At 42.5% G+C, this 23,192-nt stretch carries 15 protein-coding genes and 1 riboswitch; of the genes, 2 read left to right on the forward strand and 13 right to left on the reverse strand.

Annotated features, from left to right (window positions below):
• Nucleotides 1-97 precede the first annotated feature (97 nt).
• The 4 genes from B9T24_RS08210 to B9T24_RS08225 all read right to left on the reverse strand — a co-directional run bounded on the left by B9T24_RS08210 (nt 98) and on the right by B9T24_RS08225 (nt 6,655).
• On the reverse strand, nt 98-673 hold the full coding sequence (locus tag B9T24_RS08210; RefSeq protein ID WP_086165327.1) for a TMEM165/GDT1 family protein: 576 nt from the start codon (nt 671-673) through the stop codon (nt 98-100).
• A 74-nt stretch (nt 674-747) separates the two neighbouring features.
• Nucleotides 748-896: riboswitch (yybP-ykoY riboswitch) on the reverse strand.
• A gap of 124 nt (nt 897-1,020) precedes the next feature.
• Complete coding sequence (locus tag B9T24_RS08215; RefSeq protein ID WP_086165328.1) at nt 1,021-2,985, reverse strand: 2-oxo acid dehydrogenase subunit E2; 1,965 nt, start codon at nt 2,983-2,985, stop codon at nt 1,021-1,023.
• Between the two features lie 2 nt (nt 2,986-2,987).
• Nucleotides 2,988-5,690, reverse strand: coding sequence for a pyruvate dehydrogenase (acetyl-transferring), homodimeric type (gene aceE, locus B9T24_RS08220; protein ID WP_086165329.1), 2,703 nt, complete (start codon nt 5,688-5,690; stop codon nt 2,988-2,990).
• A gap of 281 nt (nt 5,691-5,971) precedes the next feature.
• Complete coding sequence (locus B9T24_RS08225; RefSeq protein WP_086165330.1) at nt 5,972-6,655, reverse strand: M23 family metallopeptidase; 684 nt, start codon at nt 6,653-6,655, stop codon at nt 5,972-5,974.
• 108 nt (nt 6,656-6,763) lie between these two features.
• Here B9T24_RS08225 and B9T24_RS08230 point away from each other — a divergent pair, with 108 nt between their 5' ends.
• A complete protein-coding gene (locus B9T24_RS08230) occupies nt 6,764-7,204 on the forward strand; it encodes a DciA family protein (RefSeq protein ID WP_086165331.1) in 441 nt (146 codons plus the stop codon).
• Nucleotides 7,205-7,301: 97 nt separating this feature from the next.
• Here the strand turns inward: B9T24_RS08230 and lpxC are convergent, their stop codons facing one another.
• The 8 genes from lpxC to gshB form a co-directional block, all read right to left on the reverse strand.
• Nucleotides 7,302-8,204, reverse strand: a complete 903-nt coding sequence (lpxC, locus tag B9T24_RS08235) for a UDP-3-O-acyl-N-acetylglucosamine deacetylase (RefSeq protein WP_086165332.1) — start codon at nt 8,202-8,204, stop codon at nt 7,302-7,304.
• Between the two features lie 123 nt (nt 8,205-8,327).
• Nucleotides 8,328-9,518 (reverse strand): cell division protein FtsZ, encoded by a 1,191-nt coding sequence (ftsZ, locus tag B9T24_RS08240; protein ID WP_004650776.1) that lies wholly within the window; start codon nt 9,516-9,518, stop codon nt 8,328-8,330.
• Nucleotides 9,519-9,677: 159 nt separating this feature from the next.
• A complete protein-coding gene (ftsA, locus tag B9T24_RS08245) occupies nt 9,678-10,940 on the reverse strand; it encodes a cell division protein FtsA (RefSeq protein WP_086165333.1) in 1,263 nt (420 codons plus the stop codon).
• Nucleotides 10,941-11,011: 71 nt separating this feature from the next.
• Nucleotides 11,012-11,866: a cell division protein FtsQ/DivIB gene (locus B9T24_RS08250; RefSeq protein WP_086165334.1), complete on the reverse strand. Its 855-nt coding sequence runs from the start codon at nt 11,864-11,866 to the stop codon at nt 11,012-11,014.
• 3 nt (nt 11,867-11,869) lie between these two features.
• Nucleotides 11,870-12,799: a D-alanine--D-alanine ligase gene (locus B9T24_RS08255; protein WP_086165335.1), complete on the reverse strand. Its 930-nt coding sequence runs from the start codon at nt 12,797-12,799 to the stop codon at nt 11,870-11,872.
• A 56-nt stretch (nt 12,800-12,855) separates the two neighbouring features.
• Nucleotides 12,856-14,304, reverse strand: a complete 1,449-nt coding sequence (gene murC, locus B9T24_RS08260) for a UDP-N-acetylmuramate--L-alanine ligase (protein WP_086165336.1) — start codon at nt 14,302-14,304, stop codon at nt 12,856-12,858.
• 13 nt (nt 14,305-14,317) lie between these two features.
• Entirely contained in the window at nt 14,318-15,403 is a 1,086-nt protein-coding gene (gene murG / locus B9T24_RS08265; RefSeq protein ID WP_416224354.1) for an undecaprenyldiphospho-muramoylpentapeptide beta-N-acetylglucosaminyltransferase, read from the reverse strand.
• A gap of 321 nt (nt 15,404-15,724) precedes the next feature.
• Entirely contained in the window at nt 15,725-16,669 is a 945-nt protein-coding gene (gene gshB / locus B9T24_RS08270) for a glutathione synthase (RefSeq protein ID WP_086165338.1), read from the reverse strand.
• A 116-nt stretch (nt 16,670-16,785) separates the two neighbouring features.
• On the opposite strand from gshB, the gene B9T24_RS08275 reads away from it, so the two are divergent.
• Complete coding sequence (locus B9T24_RS08275; RefSeq protein ID WP_074947101.1) at nt 16,786-16,977, forward strand: DUF3565 domain-containing protein; 192 nt, start codon at nt 16,786-16,788, stop codon at nt 16,975-16,977.
• 51 nt (nt 16,978-17,028) lie between these two features.
• Here B9T24_RS08275 and B9T24_RS08280 read toward each other — a convergent pair whose 3' ends face one another.
• Nucleotides 17,029-23,061 carry an SdrD B-like domain-containing protein gene (locus B9T24_RS08280; protein WP_228145701.1) on the reverse strand — a complete coding sequence of 2,011 codons (6,033 nt, stop codon included), beginning with the start codon at nt 23,059-23,061 and terminating at the stop codon, nt 17,029-17,031.
• Nucleotides 23,062-23,192 lie beyond the last annotated feature (131 nt).

A 23,192-nucleotide genomic window follows, 5' to 3' on the forward strand; every position in this document is an offset into this window, starting at 1 on the left:
GTGCCTAAATATTCTTAAATTTATCAGTAAATTGTGTTGAGTTTTAACGCTAAAAAATCCCGACAAAAATGCACGGATTTTTTAGCGTGACACAGGTTTAGAAGAAATAATGTTGGACTAAAGTTGCAACACCGATCAGCAAAAATATGCTTGCACCAATTTTATGGATCAGTGAAATTGGCAATTTATCTGCCAATTTATCACCAATAAAAACTGCGGGTGCATTGGCAATCATCATCCCGACGGTTGTCCCCGCCATCACCCAGAAAATACTGTCAAAACGTGCTGCGAGGGCTATGGTTGCCACTTGAGTTTTATCGCCTATCTCTGCGAGAAAAAACAGCACAAACGTGGCACCAAACACGCCATATTTTTGCCATTTATTAATACTCTCCGTTTCATCATCTAACTGGTCTGGAACCAACATCCACAGCGCCATCGCAATAAAACCAAGCGATACAATCCAAAGCAACACATCGGGGCTAAGAACCGTGGTAATCCACTGACCTAGCACGGCTGAAATACCATGATTTAATAAGGTTGCCAGTAAAATGGCGAATAAAATGGGAATGGGTTTACGGAAGCGTGCTGCAAGCAGGAGTGCCAATAACTGGGTTTTATCACCCATTTCAGCAAGCGCAACTATTGCGGTCGAGATCAGGAACTCATACATATGAACTTTCTCTGGCTAGCAAAATTTGCCAATGACTTACCACTCCTGCTAGCCAAAAATCTGCAGAGTAATAAATCAAAGGTCTTGCCAACAAAAAAAGCTTTTTGAAAAGCTGAATTGGTTCTTTGCTATGATGACCATGTTCTGTTGAACAATTATGTTGACCATCACCTTTTTACATTGCGTAAAAAGCGGCTACTCCCCAATGAAGTAGCACTAGTGTAATTTACACAGCATTTTTTTTCAAATCAGATTTTATTTTTTGTCCACGACATATAAAACAACGAATTTTTCCCAATAAAAACCCTGCCTAAGCAGGGTTTTTATAAGCATTTTTAGACTAAAAATTAGAGCAATAAGCTACGAATGTCGGCCAAAAGCTTAGTCAATTTATTGGTGAAACGCGCAGCATCTGCACCATTAATCACACGGTGGTCATAAGACAATGACAATGGAAGCATCAATTTCGGATCAAAACCTTCGCCATTCCAAACAGGTTGCATTGTTGCAGGTGAAATACCCAAAATTGCCACTTGCGGCCAGTTTACCAATGGGGTAAATGCTGTACCACCAATTGAACCTAGACTGGTAATGGTAAAGTTTGCACCTTGAAGATCTTTCGGAGAAAGTTTTTTGTCACGCGCTTTTTGACCCAGTACACCCAGTTCAACCGCAATTTGCTTAATTGATTTTTGGTCAGGATGACGTAATACAGGAACAGTCAAGCCATCTGGTGTTGCTACAGCAATCCCCATATGGATTTCATTTCGCAGCAAGACTGACTTACTATCATCTGCCAAATGACCTGCAAAATCACGCTCTTCTTTCAGTAGATGCGCAACGGCTTTAATAATGAATGCCATAATGGTCAGGCTAATGCCTTCTTTCTTAAAGTTACCTTTAAGATCATTACGCCATGCTTCAAGCTCAGAAATATCCGCTGCATCAAACTGTGTGACTTGTGGAATGAAGTTATTCAATGACAATTGCGGAACAGAAACCTGTTGCAAACGCGTCATGACTTTTTCTTCTGTACCACCAAATGCTGTAAAGTCAGGCAATTTTGGCAAACCAGAAACTTGAGCAACGGCTTGAGCCACTGGAGCAACCTGAGGCGCTGTCAAACGCGTTTTGACATAAGCAACCAGATCTTCTTTCATCAAACGTTCATGTGGGCCTGATGCTTTCACTTCTGACAATACGACACCAAGTTCACGTGCAAGTTTACGCACCGCAGGGCCTGCATATACTTTCGAATTTGCAGCACTCTGCTCTTTGGTTAACTTATCTACGTCATTTGTAGTCGCAACTATAGGGGCAGATTGTTGTACTTTAGCTGCTGCTTGAGTAGGAGCTGTCGCTTTTGCTGTCTCGACTTTTGCAACAGGCGCAGGAGCTTGACTTTCAGCTTCAATCGTTACCAGTGCAATGCCTTCCGAAACATTTTGACCCAATGCAACATGAATTGCTTTGATCACACCTGCGATCGTACTTGGTACTTCAACTGTTGCTTTATCTGATTCAACCACGATGATACTTTGGTCTTTTTCAACCTGATCACCCACTTGTACCAAAATTTCAGCAACGGCAGCTTTATCTACACCTAAATCAGGTACTGCAATTTCAACCGCGCCCGCAGGAGCAGAAGCAACTTGTGGTGCTACTTCGGCAGGCTTACTTTCAGCGGCTTGAGGCGCTGCAACTTGTGCAGGCTCAGCAGTCACTTGTGCAACTGAACCCGCCGTTTTTACAGTCAGAATCACCACACCTTCTTTGACACTATCACCCACTTGAATGCTAATCGATTCAACCGTACCTGCAATTGTACTTGGCACTTCAACGGTCGCTTTATCTGATTCAACCACAACAATGCTTTGATCTACATCAATTTCATCGCCCACTTGAACCAAAATTTCACCGACCAAGGCCTTGTCTACGCCAATATCCGGCACTTGTACTTCAACAACTGTTGCTGTCGCAGCAGGCGTTGACGCTTTTTCTTCAACCACTGGCGCTGTATTTGCTTGAACAGGAGCAACCACAGCTTCAGACTGAGGTGTTGCAACTGCTTCAACTGCCGTCGCAGCTTCTGCTTCTAGTTCGATCAATACTGCACCTTCAGCAACTTCATCACCAAGATTAACCAGTATGCTTTTAACCACACCTGCCGAAGTGCTAGGCACTTCAACAGAGGCTTTATCCGATTCAAGTAAGATAATACTGTCATCAATGCTAATGGTATCGCCCACTTTGACTAAAATTTCTGCCACTGTTGCTTTATCTACACCAATATCTGGAGTCATAATTTGCATGATTAGTTCTCCTCTTTGTAGTCAGCAACCGCATGAAGCTCTGGATGCGTTTGTGGCAACCAAGCCACTGGGCGGTCTGTATCTAATTCAAAGCTAGAAATCGCATCTTTCACTAAACGCGCATCAACTTCGCCTTCGTCTGCCAATTTTTTCAACGTCGCAACGACAATATGCGCAGCATCAACACCGAAATAACTACGTAAATTTGCACGTGTATCCGAACGGCCATAGCCATCTGTACCGAGTGCTACGAATGGACGGTTATCTGGAAGATAAGCACGAATTTGTTCGCTGTATGCACGCATATGGTCTGTCGCCGAAACCACGATACCATTGGTATTGCGAAGTTGCTTCGATATCCACGCTTCTTTTGCTGTTTCAGCCATTGGGTGTAAGCGGTTGTATTCTTCACATACCATACCATCACGTGCCAGTTCATTAAAGCTGGTTACGCTGTACACATTTGAATGAATTTGGTATTCGTCACGCAAAATTTGCGCCGCTTTAATCACTTCACGAAGAATGACGCCTGAACCCATCAACTGTACAGTGGCTTTCTCATCTTCTTGCAATAAGTACATACCACGCTTAATGCCTTCCTCAGCACCTTGTGGCATTTCAGGATGTTCGTAGTTTTCGTTCATGACTGTTAAGTAATAGAAGACACGCTCTTGGTTCACATACATGCGCTGCAAGCCATCATGTACGATGACCGCAAGTTCATAACCAAAACATGGATCATAAGAAATACAGTTTGGAATGGTGTTGGCAAGAATGTGCGAATGACCGTCTTGGTGCTGTAAACCTTCACCGTTTAGCGTGGTACGACCTGCAGTTGCACCCAACAAGAAGCCTTGTGCTTGTGCGTCGCCTGCTGCCCATGCAATGTCCCCAATACGTTGGAAACCAAACATTGAGTAGTACATGTACATTGGAATCATTGGCAAGTTATTGGTTGAATAACTGGTTGCCAACGCTGCCCATGCACTCATTGCGCCCGCTTCGTTAATCCCTTCTTGCAACATGTGACCGTCTTTTGCTTCACGGTAATGCATCAATTGTTCTTGGTCTTCAGGGGTATATTTTTGACCATGCGCCGCATAAATACCCAATTGACGGAACATGCCTTCTAAACCGAAAGTACGTGCTTCATCAGGAACGATAGGGACAACGCGGTCTTTAATGGCTTTCTCTTTCAATAATGCAGAGATTAAACGTACCATCACCATCGTGGTTGATTGTTCTTTGCCACCACTGCCTTTCAACACTGCATCAAATACAGATAATTCAGGAATGGCAAGTTGTTCACTTTCTTTACGACGTGCAGGTAAGTAACCACCCAACGCTTCACGACGCGCTTTCATATATTTCAATTCAGGCGAATTTTCGCTTGGACGATAGAAAGGCACTTCTTCTAATTGCTCATCATTGAATGGCAAGTTGAAACGGTCACGAACGTATTTTAAAGATTCAATCTGCATTTTTTTGATTTGATGCGTTTTGTTAACCGCTTCAATTTCTTCAGATAAACCATAACCTTTCACTGTTTTCGCAAGAATTACAGTAGGCTGACCTTTGGCTGTACATGCTTCTGCATAAGCCGCAAAAACTTTGTATGGGTCATGACCACCACGGTTCAGATTATCAATATCTTCATCGCTTAAATCTTTGACCAGCTCCGCAGCTTCAGGATACTTACCAAAGAATTTTTCACGCGTATATGCGCCACCTTTCACTTGGTAACGTTGGAAATCACCATCAACCGCTTCTTCCATGACGGCCTGAAGTGCGCCAGTCGTGTCTTTCGCCAACAATGGATCCCAATGACGGCCCCAAACGACTTTAATCACACGCCAACCTGCGCCACGGAACAATGATTCAAGCTCTTGAATAATTTTACCGTTACCACGTACAGGACCATCTAGACGCTGTAAGTTACAGTTGACCACCCAAATCAGGTTATCTAGCTTTTCACGGCCTGCCAGTGAAATTGCGCCCAAGCTTTCTGGCTCATCCATTTCACCATCGCCAAGATAAGCCCAAACTTTACGGTCTTCTTCTTTAATCAAACCACGGTTCATCAAATACTTTTGAATGTGCGCTTGATAAATCGACATGATTGGACCTAAGCCCATCGATACCGTCGGGAACTGCCAATAATCTGGCATTAAGTACGGATGCGGGTAACTTGGAAGACCAATACCGCCTACTTCACGACGGAAATTATTTAAATGGTCTTCAGTCAAACGGCCTTCAAGAAATGAACGTGCATAAATACCTGGTGCACAATGACCTTGATAATAGATCATGTCCCCACCGAAGTGATCACTATTGGCACGGAAGAAATGGTTAAAGCCAACATCATACAAGGTTGCTGAAGATGCAAAACTGGCTAAGTGACCACCTAAATCATCACCTGTTTTATTCGCACGCAGCACCATTGCCAAAGCATTCCAACGAATCAACGCACGAATACGGCGTTCCATATCTTGGTCGCCTGGCATGGCTGGCGTTTCGTCAACCGAAATTGTATTGCGGTAAGGCGTATTTAGGCGTTGAATAGGAACATGTGTAGCAATTGCACGCTGATAGAGTTTTTCGAGTAAAAATGCCGCTCGCTCCGTTCCCATATGTTGTAAAACCGAGTCGAAAGCATCTTGCCATTCTTGGGTTTCTTGCGCGTCAGTATCACCATAAAACGCCATATTGCACCTATTCCTTGAGCCTATTTATATTCTCTATATGTATCATACTTTGGCGGGTTTCAGTTATTGCCACAGCTGAATACGGAATAGCACTATTATTTAGAAAATAAATATCTACTGACCATTCTTTACGCAATAAAACAAAAAACCGCCAATAAAGGCGGTTTTTTATACAATAAGTATTCTTTTGAATGATAGTATTTAGAGTTAAAAGCTATAAGCGCTTAGATCACATTGTTTAAGACTATTCAGAGTAGAGTTGTAATCCATCATGGAAAAACTTATGGCAACATCGCTAAATAAGTTGACGGATTTTTACGTTGACCATCTTTGACCACTTCATAATGTAAATGAGGGCCAGTACAACGCCCCGTACAACCCACATTAGCAATATGCTCACCAGCTTGTACTTTATCGCCAACGCGGGCAATCAGACGAGATGCATGTGCATAACGCGTTAAATACCCATTGCCATGGTTAATTTCCACATATTGACCATAACCTGTACCCCAACCCGATTTAGTGACTACACCTGGACCGGTTGCATAAATAGCAGTACCACTTGGGGCTGACATATCTAAACCTGAATGATTTTCAGCACGGCCACCCATGGTACGACCACCATAGTTTGAACTGACACGATTCATATCAGGCAATGGGTGAGAGACCAACCAAGAGTAAGGATTGTTAGAATAGCTTTTTGAGGTGCTTGAGCCGTATTTCTTTGCCAGCGATTCATTGTTCAATTCAACAGTTTTTTCACGTAACTGAACACTCATTTGAATTTCAGCAGGAAGATCAATCTCATTTGATTCTACATAAGAACCCTGAGCCAAAGTACGAGTCAGTTGTTCAATACGATCTGTTGATCCGTCATTAGAATTTAGTTCAACTAAATCCGCAAAAGCTACAGATGCAGCAGACGCTGCCAATGAAAACGCTAATAGAATACGTCGCGTATGCATAAAAAACCTCTTTTAACTGTTCTTAGTTAATGTCCTTGTGTGATCTCTTCCTTGATATCTACTGAACGAAGCGCATAAGATTAAGACACAAATATGAAGGAACAATGTATGTCTGAACCAGTGAAGCTCTTTCAACAAACAAGAAAACACTTAAAAACAGGAAACTTTACGTTTCTCTCTACACAAGTTGCTGCATGGCAGAAACTTACAAAAATCATTCAACCTATCTTGCCCCAACCAGAGCAATGGAAAGTTGTTTGTTATCAAAATGGCGTTTTGACCATTACCGGTGAAAATCAAGCCATGATTAGTCAACTGGCATATCTTCAAAAGCAATATATTGCTCAATTATTACAATTAGAAGAATTCAAAGAATTACACAAACTGCAAGTTCGTTTAAGAATTCAAACACCAACACCCGCAAAACCTGAAGCGCTGACCAGATCCCTTAGCCCAGATACTCAAGATTTAATTCGTGATGCTGCTGACTTTGTGAGCGACCCCAAGCTTAGCCAAGCAATGCTACGTTTGGCAAGCAATAAAAAGTAACCAGTACTTTGCTGTCGCTGAAATCAGCCAAAAATTATGTGACCGACTTAACAGTCATAGTTGTTATATTATAACACACACATTAAAAGACAATGACTTATGTCACACTTACATAAGGAATTGGACATTGCGTTTCGTCATTAAATGTTACAATTTCGTAACTGGTTGGATCACTTTTAACATTGCGTAATAATTGATTATTTAATGCATGTCCTGACTTATAGCCATCAAATTTAGCAATAATTTGATGTCCAAGTAAGTATAAATCACCCACAGCATCTAAAATTTTGTGCCGTACAAACTCATCAGAGAAACGTAGCCCCTCCTCATTCACTACACCTGTTTCATCCACACCAATCGCATTGTCTAAACTTGCGCCTAAGGCTAAATTATTGGCTTTGAGATAATCTAAATCTTTCATAAAACCAAAAGTTCGTGCTTCACTGACTTCATACACGAAGGTTTCGGTTGAAAAATCAATGGTCGCTGACTGATATTCTTTTTTAAATGCGGGATGATCGAAGTCAATAGTGAAATTGAGTTGGAAACCCTCATGCGGGCGAAAAACAGCACGTTTATCATCAATCAATGCTTCGACTGTTTTTAATATTTTGATAAATTTTTTCGGTGCATTTTGTTCAGCCAGACCGCCTTGCATGAGCAAGTAAATAAATGGGCCTGCACTGCCATCCATAATCGGTACTTCAGAAGCAGAAACCTCAATAATCAAATTATCGATGCCTAATCCCGCAATCGCACTCATGACATGCTCAATGGTGCCGACCTTGGCATCTTCTTGAACCAAATTAGAGCACATAAATGCTTCTTGTATCAGCATGGCATCGGCTTGAATATCGACAGGTGGATCTAAATCGATACGTCGAAACACAATTCCCCCATCGACATGGTGCGGCACAAAGTTAATTAAGACTTTTTGCCCACTATGAAGACCAATACCGCTCGCTTTCACGACACGTTGTAGGGTTCTTTGTTTCAACATGTTTTCTATCATCTGCTCATCAAACCGCTATACGTTAGCATATTTAGCCATTGATAAAAAACAAAAAGGTAGCCTTTAGGCTACCTTTTCTGTTGAATTTATGCAGACGACATTAATTCATCTTTATTTACGTTGCTGATTTTTCAAGTAATCTTGAATGCTCATTGGCGTTGGGCGCGCTGTACCTACTGCTGGAGCAGCAGTCGCACTGGCTTCGCTCTGTTGACGTTGAATTGCTGGCACATCGTCATCTTCCACAGCAGCTTGAGCAACTGAACTGACTGGACGAGTTGCAGACTGCGTTGTTGGACGTTTTACCGTATCCACAGAATCGGCTGAATTGCGCGTTAAACCAGTAGCAATCACGGTAACACTAATTTCATCACGCGCATCTGGATCAAATACCGTTCCGTAAAACACTTGCCCTTCGTCTAGATCGACAATCTGATTGACCACATCGGTAATTTCTTCAATTTCACCGAAGGTCACGTCATCACCACCGGTCACATTAATCAAAATACCTTTAGCATTCATAATGGTCACATTATCCAGCAGTGGGCTACGAATCGCTTGTTCAGCAGCTTGGCGGGCACGCGTTTCACCACGACCAGAACCTACACCCATCATGGCATAACCACGTGTGCTCATTGCAGTTTTTAAATCAGCAAAGTCAAGATTGATATGTCCTGGGCGAACCACCAGATCAAAGATACTGCGTACTGCATTGAGCAATACGTCATCTGCTTTTTTGTACGCGTCTTTCATGGAAATATCACGGAAGACTTTAAGCAAGCGTTGATTCGGAATAATGATTAAAGAATCCACATGGGCTTCTAAAGCTTCAATGCCTTTTTCAGCAGATTGTTGACGTCGTTTGCCTTCAAAGTTAAATGGAGTCGTCACCACACCGACGGTCAAAATCCCCATTTCTTTGGCAATTTCAGCAACAACAGGCGCAGCACCCGTACCTGTACCACCCCCCATACCAGCAGTGACAAAGACCATGTCTGTGCCTTCAAGGTGTTGGCGAATGATTTCACGGCTCTCTTCAGCAGCAGTTTGACCCACTTGAGGATTTGCACCCGCACCCAAACCACGCGTGCTTTGTTCGCCTAACTGAATTTTGAATTGTGCATTCATACGATCTAAAGCTTGTTTATCCGTATTGGCACAAACAAATTTTACACCTTGAATGTCTGACTCAAGCATATGTTGTACAGCATTACCACCAGCACCACCTACACCAAACACAGTGAAACGGGCTTGACCGTTGCTATCGTTTTGATCATCTTCTAAAAATTCAAATGAGGCCATGACCTTTGGATTTCCTAATGCGTAATTGGCAGTCACTTAAGCCCGTATACTGCCTTAATCTTAATAAAATTGTTTTTTAGAATGCTGTTCAACTGCACGCTTGTCAAGTGCAAGCCGTTAGACGTACAACTTCCTAACAATATTCCCAATAAATTCAACTTAAAATATCGATTTTAACTGATTATTTAATGCCGACCATGCTCGCCCTACTCGTTTGAAAACAGACAGCTTTTCAGGATCAGTAGCTTCCACAATCGTATCTTGTGTGTCACTTTGACTAAACATTAACAATCCAGCCGCTGTTGCATATTGCGAACGGCGCAAAGCAGCCTGATTTTGTTCTTCAGCATAGACCTGTACTGGTGGATTGCCTAAATGAGCAGAAACACCCAGCATATGACGTGCCAAATTCACCATACCCTCAATTTGACTGGCATCGCCCGTCAACACCACACCATGATATAAACCATGAATTGCACCATTACGTTGTAATTCTTGATGCACTTGATTCAAAATTTCTTCATAGCGCGCAATAATAATTTCAGTTAATTCAATGCGACTAATCGTTTGCGGCCCATCAATGCCTTGGAATTGAATCATATGATCTGGTTTGACCACTTTTAATTCAACACAACCATACAGAAGTTTAATTCGTTCAGCTTCCTCTGTTGTGGTTTGCAGTACCGCAGCAATATCTCGGGTTACATTCTCACCACCACGCTGCAAGGTATGGGTTAAAGCAAGACGGCCATCTAAATACACGGCAATATTGGTGGTACCTGCACCAATATCTAGCAAACATACGCCATACTCTTTTTCATCTTTGAGCAAGCTAGATTCAGCTGTGGCTAAACAAGACACCACCATTTTTTCAACGCCAATGTTGGCACCTTTAAGCGCACGATCCAAATTTTGCATGGTGCTAATCGGCAACATCATCAACTGATAATGCCCCTTCATACTGTGTGCAGACATCCGAATCGGATTCTGTACCCATTCTGTTGAATCGTCTAATTCAAAACCCAAAGGTACTGCACTCACCAAATAATGGTCAGAGGTTAAATGACTGGCTTTGGCCAGCTCTAGTGCGCGTACCACTTCACTTGTGGTAATGGTGTGGTCACTATTTTCAATAGGTGTACGACCTGATGCATAAAAGCTTTTTAATTCTGCACTTGGAATTGAAATCCAAGCGGAATGCACTCGGCATTCAGCCATATCTTCTGCTTCTTGTACGGCATTTTTGATTGCAGTAATGACTTTGTCGAGACTTACAATTTTTCCTTTATTCATGCCTCGGTTACGAGCGGTCGCCATACCAATTACTTGGATATTGTCTGGCGCATGTACCTTACCAATCAAAACTGAAACTTTGTGTGTCCCAATGTCAATCGCAACAACCGAGGGAACAGCTTCATTCATTATCTACTACTACCATGACGTGTTTAGTTAATTTTTGGCTTAAAGCCTCTATTTTATATAAAGCCGCTCAATTATGGCTTTACCGTTCTTGCATCTGCAATGCTTGTGTCATCAATCGTTACAACAAAGTGACCATTTACAATTTTTGGTGCTACTGAATTCTTCCATTGTATAGCCAATCCATTTCTGTAACGTAAATCGACCGATGAAATTTTAGACCAAACTGGTTTTAAATCACTTTGTGCCAGATGACTCAAGCGTTGAAGTTTACTCATGGTCTGATCTTGATCCACAATAATGCGTAAACCAGAATCAAACTGCATAAACCAAGTCATACGTTCTGTTAAATATAATTCTTTTAAACGAACATTGACTGGCAGGAATAATTGATTAATTTCATTGTAACGCCGCATCATCATTTTTGACTGCGTAGTGGGTCCGTGTAGCAAGGGTAATTTCTGATTATTTTGTGGTATGACCTCTGCAAAAATATCACCACTATCACTTAATAATCGCCCCGTTCCCCAACGAGCAATCGCATGACGCGGCATGACGCGTACTCGAATTGAGTTTGGCCATGCACGTGATACCACCACACGATCAATCCAAGACAACGCCAATGCTTGATCTCGAACTTTTTCTAAATCAGCAGTAAAATAATTGGCGGTGACTGTCGGTGCAACATGTGTCATGACCTGACGCGTTTCAGCATCTGATCGTGTTCCGACCACGTTAAGCTCAGCCACTCGCGCATCGGTCATGACCGTATATAAACCATATACCCCTACCGCCAATACTGCGAGTGCAACAAGCAATAACAACCAGCCACCCACATTCGCAAGCTTTTCCTTACGCGTCGGTGGCTTATCATGTATTGATGTGATTGCTGCTCGTTTACGGCGCATTGAAGCAGGAAGTTGAGCCATAGTTTAGTGAGCCACAGCCGTCAATGTTTGTTCTAAAATCGCAACACACAGTTCATCAAAGCTATAACCGACTGCTTGCGCAGCTTTGGGTACCAAAGAATGACTGGTCATGCCCGGCACAGTATTCACTTCTAACAACCAGAAGTTACCATGTTCATCTTGCATCGCATCAATCCGTCCCCAACCACTTGCACCAACGGCTTGGAATGCACGTAAACATAACGTTTGCAGTTGTTTTTCTTCAGCTTCGGTCAGACCGCAAGGAATACCATACTGCACATCATCACGCTTATATTTAGCATCATAATCATAAAACGCCACATCTTTTGGCGGTTCAAGACGAATCACTGGAAGTGCCTGACCATTCAAAATAACAATGGTAAATTCACGCCCTGTAATCCATTTTTCAGCCATGACGACAGCATCATGTTCGGTCGCTTTCGCAATTGCCATCGCAAAGTCTTCAAGACGTTCAACTTTACTCATCCCGATACTTGAACCTTCATGTACCGGCTTAATAATAAACGGTAAACCGATGCTCTCTACCACCGCGTTGAGATCGGAATCTTTGGTCACAATACGATATGGTGCGGTTGGAAGTTCTGAACCTTGCCAAACTTGCTTGGTTTTGACTTTATCCATACCAATTGCTGAACCCTGTACACCAGTACCGGTATAAGGCAGGTTCAACCACTCTAATGCACCTTGAATTTGACCGTCTTCACCGCCACGGCCATGCAACACAATAAAGGCACGGTCATAGTTCACAAGTTCAGTCACACTGCGCTCTTGTGGGTCAAACGCTTCGGCATTTACCCCTGAACGTACCAATGCTTCAAGTACAGCTTTACCACTATTTAGAGAAACCTCGCGCTCAGCTGATTTCCCACCAAGCAACACGGCAACTTTGCCGAATTCTGAAGCATTTGCCACGTTTATATCCTTAAACTTTATAACTGAACAATCAAATTCAAAATCACACAAGGCGATTATTTTAAATACAATTTATTTTGTGCGAGCTCACTCGAGATAGCACCCACATTACCTGCGCCTTGGGTTAATAACAAGTCATTCGCTTGTAACACTTTATGCATCACATTTTCTAAATTGCCTTCTACAGGGTCAATCAAAATCGGTTCAACTTCACCGCGTAAACGAATGCTTCGTGCCAAGCTGCGGCTATCCGCACCAACAATCGGCTTTTCACCCGCAGGATACACTTCAAGTAATAATAATTGATCAACGTGTGACAATACATCGACAAAATCATCAAAACAGTCACGGGTACGGCTAAATCGGTGCGGCTGGAACAACATAACTAAACGACGATCAGGATGACTTTGACGTGCGGCTTTAATGGTGGCTTCGACTTCTTTAGGATGGTGACCATAGTCATCCACCAATTTCACATTACCACCGTCCAGTTCAAACTCACCTTGCACTTGGAAACGACGACCCACACCACTAAAGCCTTCTAATGCACGGCAGATTGCACCATCAGAAACGCCTTCATCGGTCGCAATCCCAATCGCAGCCAAGGCATTCAATACATTATGTAAGCCCGGTTGGTTGACGGTAACACGTAGGGGTTCACGGTCTTTACGCAGCACAGTGACATGCGTGCGCATACCATCTTGATCAACATCGACAGCACGAATGTCATTGTCTTCGTTAAAACCGTAGGTCAATAACGGACGACCAATACGCGGCATAATTTCACGAATATTGGCATCATCGCCACACACCACAGCTAAACCGTAAAATGGCAGTTTATGTAGGAACTCGACAAACGTATCTTTTAATACGTCGAAGCTGCCGCCATAGGTATCCATATGGTCAGCATCAATATTGGTTACAATGGTTGCCATCGGCTGTAAGTGTAAGAATGATGCGTCAGACTCATCTGCTTCAGCCACAATGTAACGGCTCGCACCCAACGCAGCGTTCACACCCGTACGGTTCAGCAAACCACCAATCACATAGGTTGGATCCAGATTTTCTTCTGCCAACATACAGGTTACAAGGCTGGTGGTGGTGGTTTTACCATGTGTTCCTGCAACGGCAATACCATGACGGTAACGCATCAACTCACCCAACATTTCAGCACGACGAACCACTGGGGTACGGGTTTCAATCGCCGCTTTAATTTCTGGATTTTCTTGATCAATGGCTGTCGACACCACAATCACATTGGCATCTTTAATATTGTCAGCACTATGACCAATGAAAACTTTAATGCCATTTTCTTCGAGCTGTGCCGTCGTTTTAGAGGCTTTAATATCTGAACCAGACACTTTATAACCTTGGTTTTTTAATACTTCCGCGATGCCACACATCCCTGCACCACCGATTCCCACAAAATGAATGTGTTTGATACGGCGCATTTCAGGCACTTTAATTAACTTTTTCGCTTGATCAGCAGGAGTAGATGGAGACATATATAACTCTAATTTACAATTCTTGAATTAAACGAACCACATGCTGGGTTGCATCGGGTTGTGCTTTTTGACGTGCTTTGACTGCCATTTCAGACAGCAATTGGCGATTCATCAGTGGTGTTAGTAATTCTTTTAAACTTTCTGCTGTCATGTTGCTTTGTGGGCAAATTTTCGCAGCATTGATATTGGCTAAAAATTTGGCATTTGCGGTTTGGTGATCATCTACAGCACTCGGTAGTGGGACAAAGATTGCAGCCACGCCAGCCGTGGCAATTTCAGTCACGGTTAAAGCACCCGCTCGGCAAATAATCAAATCTGCCTTGGCATACGCTTTTGCCATATCTTCAATAAAGGATTGTACCTCGACCTGTAACGTGGTCGGTACATCACCATAACGTGCTTGCGTCGCATCTTTGTGGTCTTGACCACATTGATGAAATACTTGCATCGGCACATCCAATTGTTTCAATGCTTCTGGAATAATTTCATTTAATGCTTGAGCACCTAAAGAGCCGCCGACAATTAAAATCTGTAAAGGCATCTCTGCTCGGGCACGCTCTTGATAACGCCAAGACGGATTTAAAATTTCAGTAATTTCTTTGCGTACAGGATTGCCTGTGGTCACAATTTTTGCACTTTCAGGGAAGGTATTTGGAAAGGCCTGACACACTATTTTTGCAATACGCGATAATTGCGTGTTGGTAAAACCAGCAATCGCATTTTGTTCGTGAATGATGACAGGAATTCCTAAAGCACGTGCTGCTAAACCACCCGGTCCTGCAACATAGCCACCAAAACCAACGACAGCGTCAATATTGAGCTGTTTCATATAACGCATCGCACTAAGCGTTGCTTTTAAAATTTTAAACGGCGCTAATAATTTACGCACCACACCATTACCACGTACACCCTGAATATCAATTTGATAAATTGGAATGTCTTGATTTTTTAATAATCGGTTTTCCATGCCCGTTGGCGTTGCAAGCCAAGACACTTGTACCCCATGTTGCTGTAATTGTTTAGCAACAGCTAATGCAGGAAAAACATGTCCACCTGTACCTGCAGCCATCATCATGACATGTTGGGGCTTTGTTTTCATTGCTTTGGTCACAGTCTAATTCTTCAATTCAAAATAAAGGCAATGGAAAATTCATTTTAAGCATTCAATTGTAATCACAAACACTAAGTCGGGGAAGCGTATTTACTTTTTTTCACCAAGTGCTTGATTGTTTTTTTCTACGGATTTAAAAGTTTAAACTAGTTTTATTATTACTCGATGCAATAATATATAATTTTATGCCTGTTTTATCCAGTTTTGTACGCTTAATTTGAACTGGTCGATAAATTCAAGCTTCTTCTGGCATATCGCTTTGATTAAAAAAAAGAGCCCGTATTGGACTCTTTTTTAACCACAGGCGCTTTAAGCCTTCAAACCTGCTTCTAAAACAGCAAATAAGTCATCTGCAATAGAGGTTCCAAACTGGTCATCAATTTCACGAATACAAGTTGGACTGGTGACATTGATTTCTGTCACATAATTACCAATCACATCTAGCCCGACAAAAACCAGCCCTTTTTCTTTGAGATAAGGTCCAACTTTTGCAGCAATGGCTTTGTCATTTTCACTTAATGGACGGGCTTGTCCTAAACCACCTGCCGCCAAATTACCACGAACTTCGCCATTTTGCGGAATACGTGCAAGGCAGTAAGGCACAGCTTCGCCATTAATCATCAAAATGCGTTTATCCCCCTCGACAATTTCAGGAATATAACGCTGTGCCATAATTGGTTGAGTCCCGTTATTGGTCAGCATTTCAATTGTAGACCCAATATTGATGCCGTCTTGATATAAACGGAAAATGCCTGTTCCGCCCATCCCATCGAGTGGTTTGACAATCACATCCACCTGTTCTTTCAAAAATTCACGGATCAAACGATCTTGTGATGTCACTAAAGTCGGCACTTGCAGTTCAGGAAATTGAGTGGCAAAGAGTTTTTCGTTACAGTCACGCAGGCTTTGTGGTTTGTTGATAATCCACGCCCCTTCGCGCTCTGCCTGTTCCAAAATATAGGTGGTATAGACAAAGTTCATGTCGAATGGTGGGTCTTTACGCATCAACACCACATCATAATCGGCAATCGATTCTTTTTGTTTTTCACCTAATTCATAATAATGATCGTAATCTTCAAACACTTTGAGCGGTGAAATTAAACCGAATGCTTTGCCTTGTTCGATATATAAATCTTGCTGCAATGCATATCCCAAGATATGTCCACGACGGCTGGCTGCCCAAAGCATGGCCATAGATGAATCTTTTTTCAAGTTGACGTTTTCGATCGGATCCATCACCACAAGTACGCGCATATCTTTTACTCTGATATTTTTAGATTGGGAAAAGTATAGCGGAGATTACTGCAATGTGTTTTCACATTCTTGCTAAAGCTTTATCTATAATTGTGAAGAGGATTGAGGAGAAATCTATGCAGCAAGCCATTATTGGTTTTCATTTGGATGATGAGCAAGATTGGGTGGCTGACCTTGCTTGTGGTCATGCACAACATGTACGACATAATCCACCGTGGCAAAACCGCCCTTGGGTGATGACGGCAGCAGGACGGCAAGAAAAATTAGGGATGATGTTGCAATGTAAGAAGTGTGCCCTATCTAAATAAAAAATAAGGAGCTGGCGCTCCCTATTTTTACATCTTAGGCATAGTACACGTTTAAGGTTCTCTTAAAGTATTTTTACTGGCAAATAAGTTTTCATCAAACTTGAATCTAAAACGCACATAGGCACCTTGAAGCGTGGTGTCACTCTCCACCAAATCATCATCTTTGTAGCCAGAGAAATTATAGCCACCAGAAACCCATAAATTTGCAGCCACCAAATAACCCACTTCAGCACCCAACAAAATGCGTTGCCCCGAACTCATATTGGACCACAATGCACCCGTATGCACCCCTGCATCCCATCGTTCATTAATGTCATACATGGCACGCGCACTCAACATATGGGTCATACCGCTGGACTCTAATCCAGAGAAGGTGGTGTTGACATTTTTTACTGCATATTGACCCGAAACAGTCAAATCCTGCGTTGGATGGTAGTTCAAATGGTTGGAGAAAATATAAACATGCTTTAAGTAAGAATTAGTTAAATCTGTTTGATTATTGTCATAACGGTATTCAATTTTCGCCAACGCATCAAAACGGTTGCGTTCAGTATCGCGGTATGCCAAACCAAGCTGGAAGCGATCAACCAAACGGTCTCCGCTACTTTGGCTCTTACTGTCTGTTTGGCTAATGACATTTTTTGCCAATAAGGTCACATCATCCGAATATTTATAAGCAAGCCCTAAATTATTCAACAGCGTATCCGTTTGGTCTGCCCAGCGCGCTTCAATCCGCGCAACAGCTTTCCAGTTCGGATTTTTCAAATATTCCACCCCTAAGGATGCTGCAGTGCTGTCTGAACTCCGGTTGTTGGCATTGGACAATGCTTTGGTTTGCTCAAAACTGGTGTTGGCATAAAAGCCTTTTTCAATTTCCCAGCGATTGCGCAAACCAATGGCCGCTTCAGCTTCGCGTGCACTGATGCCATCACGCACACGATATTCACTAAATGCAGTGCCATTGTTGTTATATTTACTGTCAACACCAAAAACAGTGACATTACGGCGCTGACTGCTATTTAAATCATACAAGCCATTAATACTTGAGACCAACTCATGACGGCCATATGCTCTTAATTTGGTATTAATCTGATAATTTGCGCCCAAAGCGAAAACACGACGATCTGCTTCCGATATATCCTGCTCGTATTCAGCAAAGACATTGGAACCTTGCCAAGGCAGCTGCCCCGTCAATTTTGTCCGAACCGACGTGCCATGATAAGGGGCAATTTGCGTGGTATTCAACGTCGCTGGATCAGCTGATTCATCATAATATTTTAAGCCAAGCTCTACCGCCACGATGCGGTTAATCGCCCGCTCAATGCTTGCCGAAACCCCTTGATTTACACCGCTTAACTGATCTTCGGTACGGATCGCTTCTAATTTGGCTAAACCAATTTTATCTAACTGAATACGTCCTTTAATGCCACTTTCTTTACGGCCAGCAGTAATAGATGCAGCGGTGTTATAGAATCCGCTATCCGCTTGGTTATGATAAAGCTTCATCTCCAAGTCTTTATAAGCATAATTTAATTCAATCCGCCCCGCATTGCCTGATAATTTTCCAGATGCATCGGGTTCAGCATTAATCGGCGTTAAGCGATCAAGGCCATCATTCACACTTTCTGAACGGGCAAATTCAGCAATGAATTTAGCTTTGTCATTGGCAAATTTAACCACCGTATTCACACTGGCAAGTTGATCTTGAGCAAGCGGGTTATCGCTTTTGACATAAGCGGCTCCCACTTTAACCTGCTCAGTTATTTTCATTGAACCCGATATGCCGCCAACGGTGTACTCTTCACCACCTTGGTCAGATTCCACGGTAATGCGCAAGTAAACTGGATTCAGATCTGCATCAACACTTGGCACAGGATCTTTTAAATAAATACTGTTGCTAAAAGAATCCACTTCATAATCGGTAAAACGGGTTAAGGTCGTGCGCGTAATGATGAGTCCAAGATTGTTACGGTCACGGGTAACCACTTCGACTTTTTCACTATTGTCACGGATGTCTTGCGCATTCACGCTGCCCAAACCATAAGGGCCAGAAATACCCATTGCGCGTTGCTCATTCACAACCTGTTGGGTATTGGTATTGGCTGCAAATGCAGTCACTTTGTATTTATCTGTTTCTACTGCACCACGGACACCGGTTAAAGAACGGTTATATTGCCCTAAAGATAATCCTTCGTCATTTTCAGTACGGGTCACATAATCGCCATACATCGCATATGAACGACCTTTATCCACACGCACATACAACTTGCTGGTCGATTGCGCATCAAAGCCTTTAGCAGCTGAATCACCATAAACTGGATAATATTCATCTGGGCGAATATCACGGAACAATCGCTGATTTTTATCTTTGTCCGAATCATAGGCCAACGTGAGTAAATACTCTCCTTTGACCCGCCCTTTTAAGAATAATGCTGCCCGTCCAGTGGTACTGCGTTGACCATTATGAGAGGAAGAAATTTCACTGAGCTCTTCTTCAAAACCGTCATTTGAATTGATACCACTCAATTGTTTCGGATCAAACTTTTTAAAATTAATTGAGCCTTCAAGCATACCGACAGCAATGATTGGTCGTAAATCAGGCAAGAAACGTACAGGAGTGCTGGCATGGAAAATGCCGCTCTCAACCGATAAAGTTCCCTCGCCAGCTTCAATCGGTGCTTGAATCGGCACAACCAATGTACCGTCTTCAACAAAGACCTGAATGCCGGGCTGTTTCGAATCTAAGTCTAATAAGTCAATTTTACCGATTGAGCTATCTAAGGTAATTGGGGTACGGCTTGAAACCAAAGTGCCATGACGATCCACAATTTTTAAATTAACATTAAAACGGTCATAGCCATTGGCTTGCGCTGCTGCTTTACTTGGCTCAAGCTGCAACTTATCTAATTGGTCCGGCGCAATCACTTCAATGCGTTTTGTGTCGCGGGTATTGCCCATCATATCCACTTGACGAACTTCAATCGTATTGCGGCCTGCCTGAAGATCGACCCCAATAAAATCGAGACCTGAAACCTGCAAACTCGGTAAAACGGCCCGTTTACCGATACGTTTTTCTGACACTTGTTCGCCATTTACCCACAGCTGTAGCTGTGTACCCGCAGCACCTTTCACCTGAATAGAAGTCTGAGGGTAAGCCAAAACCTGCCCATCTTTTAAGTTCAAAATTTCTAATTGATTATTGGCAGCGCTTTCTAAAGCAGTTTCCAAATTAATCATTTTCACCGCGCTCATCAATTCTGTGGGTGAGCCATTCGGAATAACTAAAGCTTCAGAGATAGGTAAGGCAACTGAAGGTCTTATCCCTGTTTTATCTGGTTCAAACTGAACTTGTTTTAACTCTTTAATCTGCTCTTTAGAAAAGTCAAGATTACAGTTGGCTTGAATACCCTGTGCGGAAATACAGCCACTGGCTGGCTGACCACGTACATCACTCACTTTAGAGAAAATCGGATCGAGGGTTAAATCTGAACGCAGCACTTGCTCCAAATTGGTATTGTCTTGTTCAATCTGTTTTTTCCGATCAAGTATCCGCTGCATCAAAGGTTGTGAGCACTGCGAAGTATCATCGGTAATGGCAAAATCCGCCCGATGCAACTCGCCACGCTTTAAATCCACAAAACGGCTATTGGGATCACCCGCTTGACGGTTGCTGATCAAGACCAATTCAGACGCAAGCGGCAAACTGGTACGGTCAACTTTTAAAACGTGGGTTTTGGCACTGATACCATAGAAATCATATTTACCTTCACTGTCGGTAATCACATAACTACCGTCTTCAAGATAAATCCGCACCCCCGGCACGCCAATCTCACCTGGATCTTGTATCCCATTGCGGTTACAGTCAGTGAAGACCTTACCAACAATGAAGCCATCCGAAATCATGGCACCCGGTACGACTTCAACTTTTGCAGCAGCTTCATTCGACTCAATACCTTGAGCATCTTTAGCACGCACACGGTTAATCCCATCGCCATTGAGCGCATTGGGTCCAATGTAAACGCGGTATTGAACTTTAACTTCTTTATTGGGTGTAAGTGTGCCTAAGCCAAGTTTTAAATAAGGTCCTTTACCACCAACAGGATCATCCACTTTGGTTCCGTCTACGCGCATAGAACCTTGCACGTAAATAAAACCTCTCGGTAATGTATCGGTAATGGCAACATTGGTTGAATCTATAGTGCCACGGTTGGCCACGGTGACTGTATATTCTTCAAATTCGCCAATTTCTGCAGTTTTATTCGATGCCGCCTTTTTCACAAATAGCGATGAGTTGCTGTTTGGCGCTTCTGGGTCAATTGGAATATCAATATTCAGTGCAGGATCACCATTATTTAAGGTGAACTGTCCTGCATACGACCATTTTAAATCAACCGCTTTATCTGCTGGAAAGCTTGGATATACAGATGTATCACTTTTAAAGGTATAGCGTGTGTTACCAGAAATTGTTTTTGTATCGACGACAACACTATAAGTACCCGCTTCAACAAATGGATAAACAAATTCACCTGCATCATTTGTAACTTGTGTCGCTGGAATAGAAACCTTATTCCCAGTTTGAGGGTCAATTGCAAAGGCAATATTATTCCCAATTGGCTGACCACTTTGATCTAAAAGCGTCACTGTTGCCCCAGCAACAGGCTTGCCTGTTTTGGCATCAAATACCGTACCATACGGATCTATCAATACGTTGGTACTAATATCGGTAATTGTGCCTGTGGATTTCCCTTGAGTATCCAAACAATCGGTTAGACGAATATCAACTTGGTCGCGCTTAAGCGTTTGCAGCACAGCGTCATATGAAATGCCTTTATCTGAAAATGTGGTTGGCAAGGTATACTGGAATACACCGGTATTGACCCCTGTTTCCACGGCAGTCACTTCTTCAATATCGCCAGTTTTGGTTGACTTAATCCGAATTCTGACCCGATCTGAACTATAGCGGTCTGCATTGCAGCTGGCATTTTGAGCCGCAATATAAAGCGGCTTATTTACACTACCAGTGGCTAAAATATTTTTAAAGTCGCCAGAGTTGTTACTAATATTTGCTGCACCGCCCACAACAGTGGAAGCGGTATTGGACAAAACCGTTTTTTGGCTATCCGTCACCGCATAAGACACTTGATAGGTATTATTCACCGTTGTTTTGGCAATATTACGGTTCATACTGACCACAAGATCAACCTGCTCGGTAGTATTGGCATCAATTTGCGGAAATCCAACCACCAATTGATTGATTTGATTTACATCATTCGGACTAACGGTACTGTAACGATCATTTGCAAGCTTATACAAAATTTTAGCTTGAGCATTTTTGACCTGTGCCGATTTAAACGTGGTATTTGCAGGCAGTTCATCGACCAACAGCACCATTTTCTGTAATTGGCCATCCACCATAACATCTGTCGGTTTCGCTGCTTTTTGACCTTGGTTGCTAATGTTTAGAGTATAGTTCAAGTCATAATTTGCTACAGCAGATGGCTCAAACGTCTTTTGTAATACTTCTTTTGTGGCCACTAATTTTGCGCCATAACTCACAGCACTATTGGTCGCTGTGGCTGTCACATTTTGATCTTCAGTAACGGTTGCCTTGATCGGTAAATTAAATTGCTGCGCTTCGATTAAATTCGCACTGGCTGTGGCAACAACCCACAAATTAACGCTCTGCCCCACTTGTAACGGTACAGTCGTTATTAATTGCTGATCATTTGCATCGAATTGACCATTTTTATTGCTATCTATATAAATTTTAATATTACTGAGTTGATTTATAGTTACAGCTTCTAGCTGAACATTCACTGAAGCATTACTATTGTTTGACAGTGTATTCGCCCAAATCACACGAACACTCGGTTCAATATCCTGTACAGGTGGTGACGTTAACGCAATTGCATATAATGCTGAGACACTGACTTCTACAGCATTGGAAACTGACTGCTGTTGTATACCATTTGGTGCGATATACGTTGCATAAGCAATATTCTGAATAGTGTTTCCGACTTCAGGCATATTTGCCGCATGACCGTACTGCGCTGACAATATCGATATTGCCAACGTGGATAACATGAAACTCATGTTCTGACATACTTGAAATTGCTTCAGTCGCTGCACAGCGCTCTACCCTTTAACTAAATAGTCTAAATAAAAACAAATTTTAAAATTATATGATGTGAGCACCTGCATTTAGCAAATGCTCA

It is taken from the genome of Acinetobacter sp. ANC 4654, from assembly GCF_002135425.1.
GTDB lineage: Bacteria > Pseudomonadota > Gammaproteobacteria > Pseudomonadales > Moraxellaceae > Acinetobacter > Acinetobacter kyonggiensis.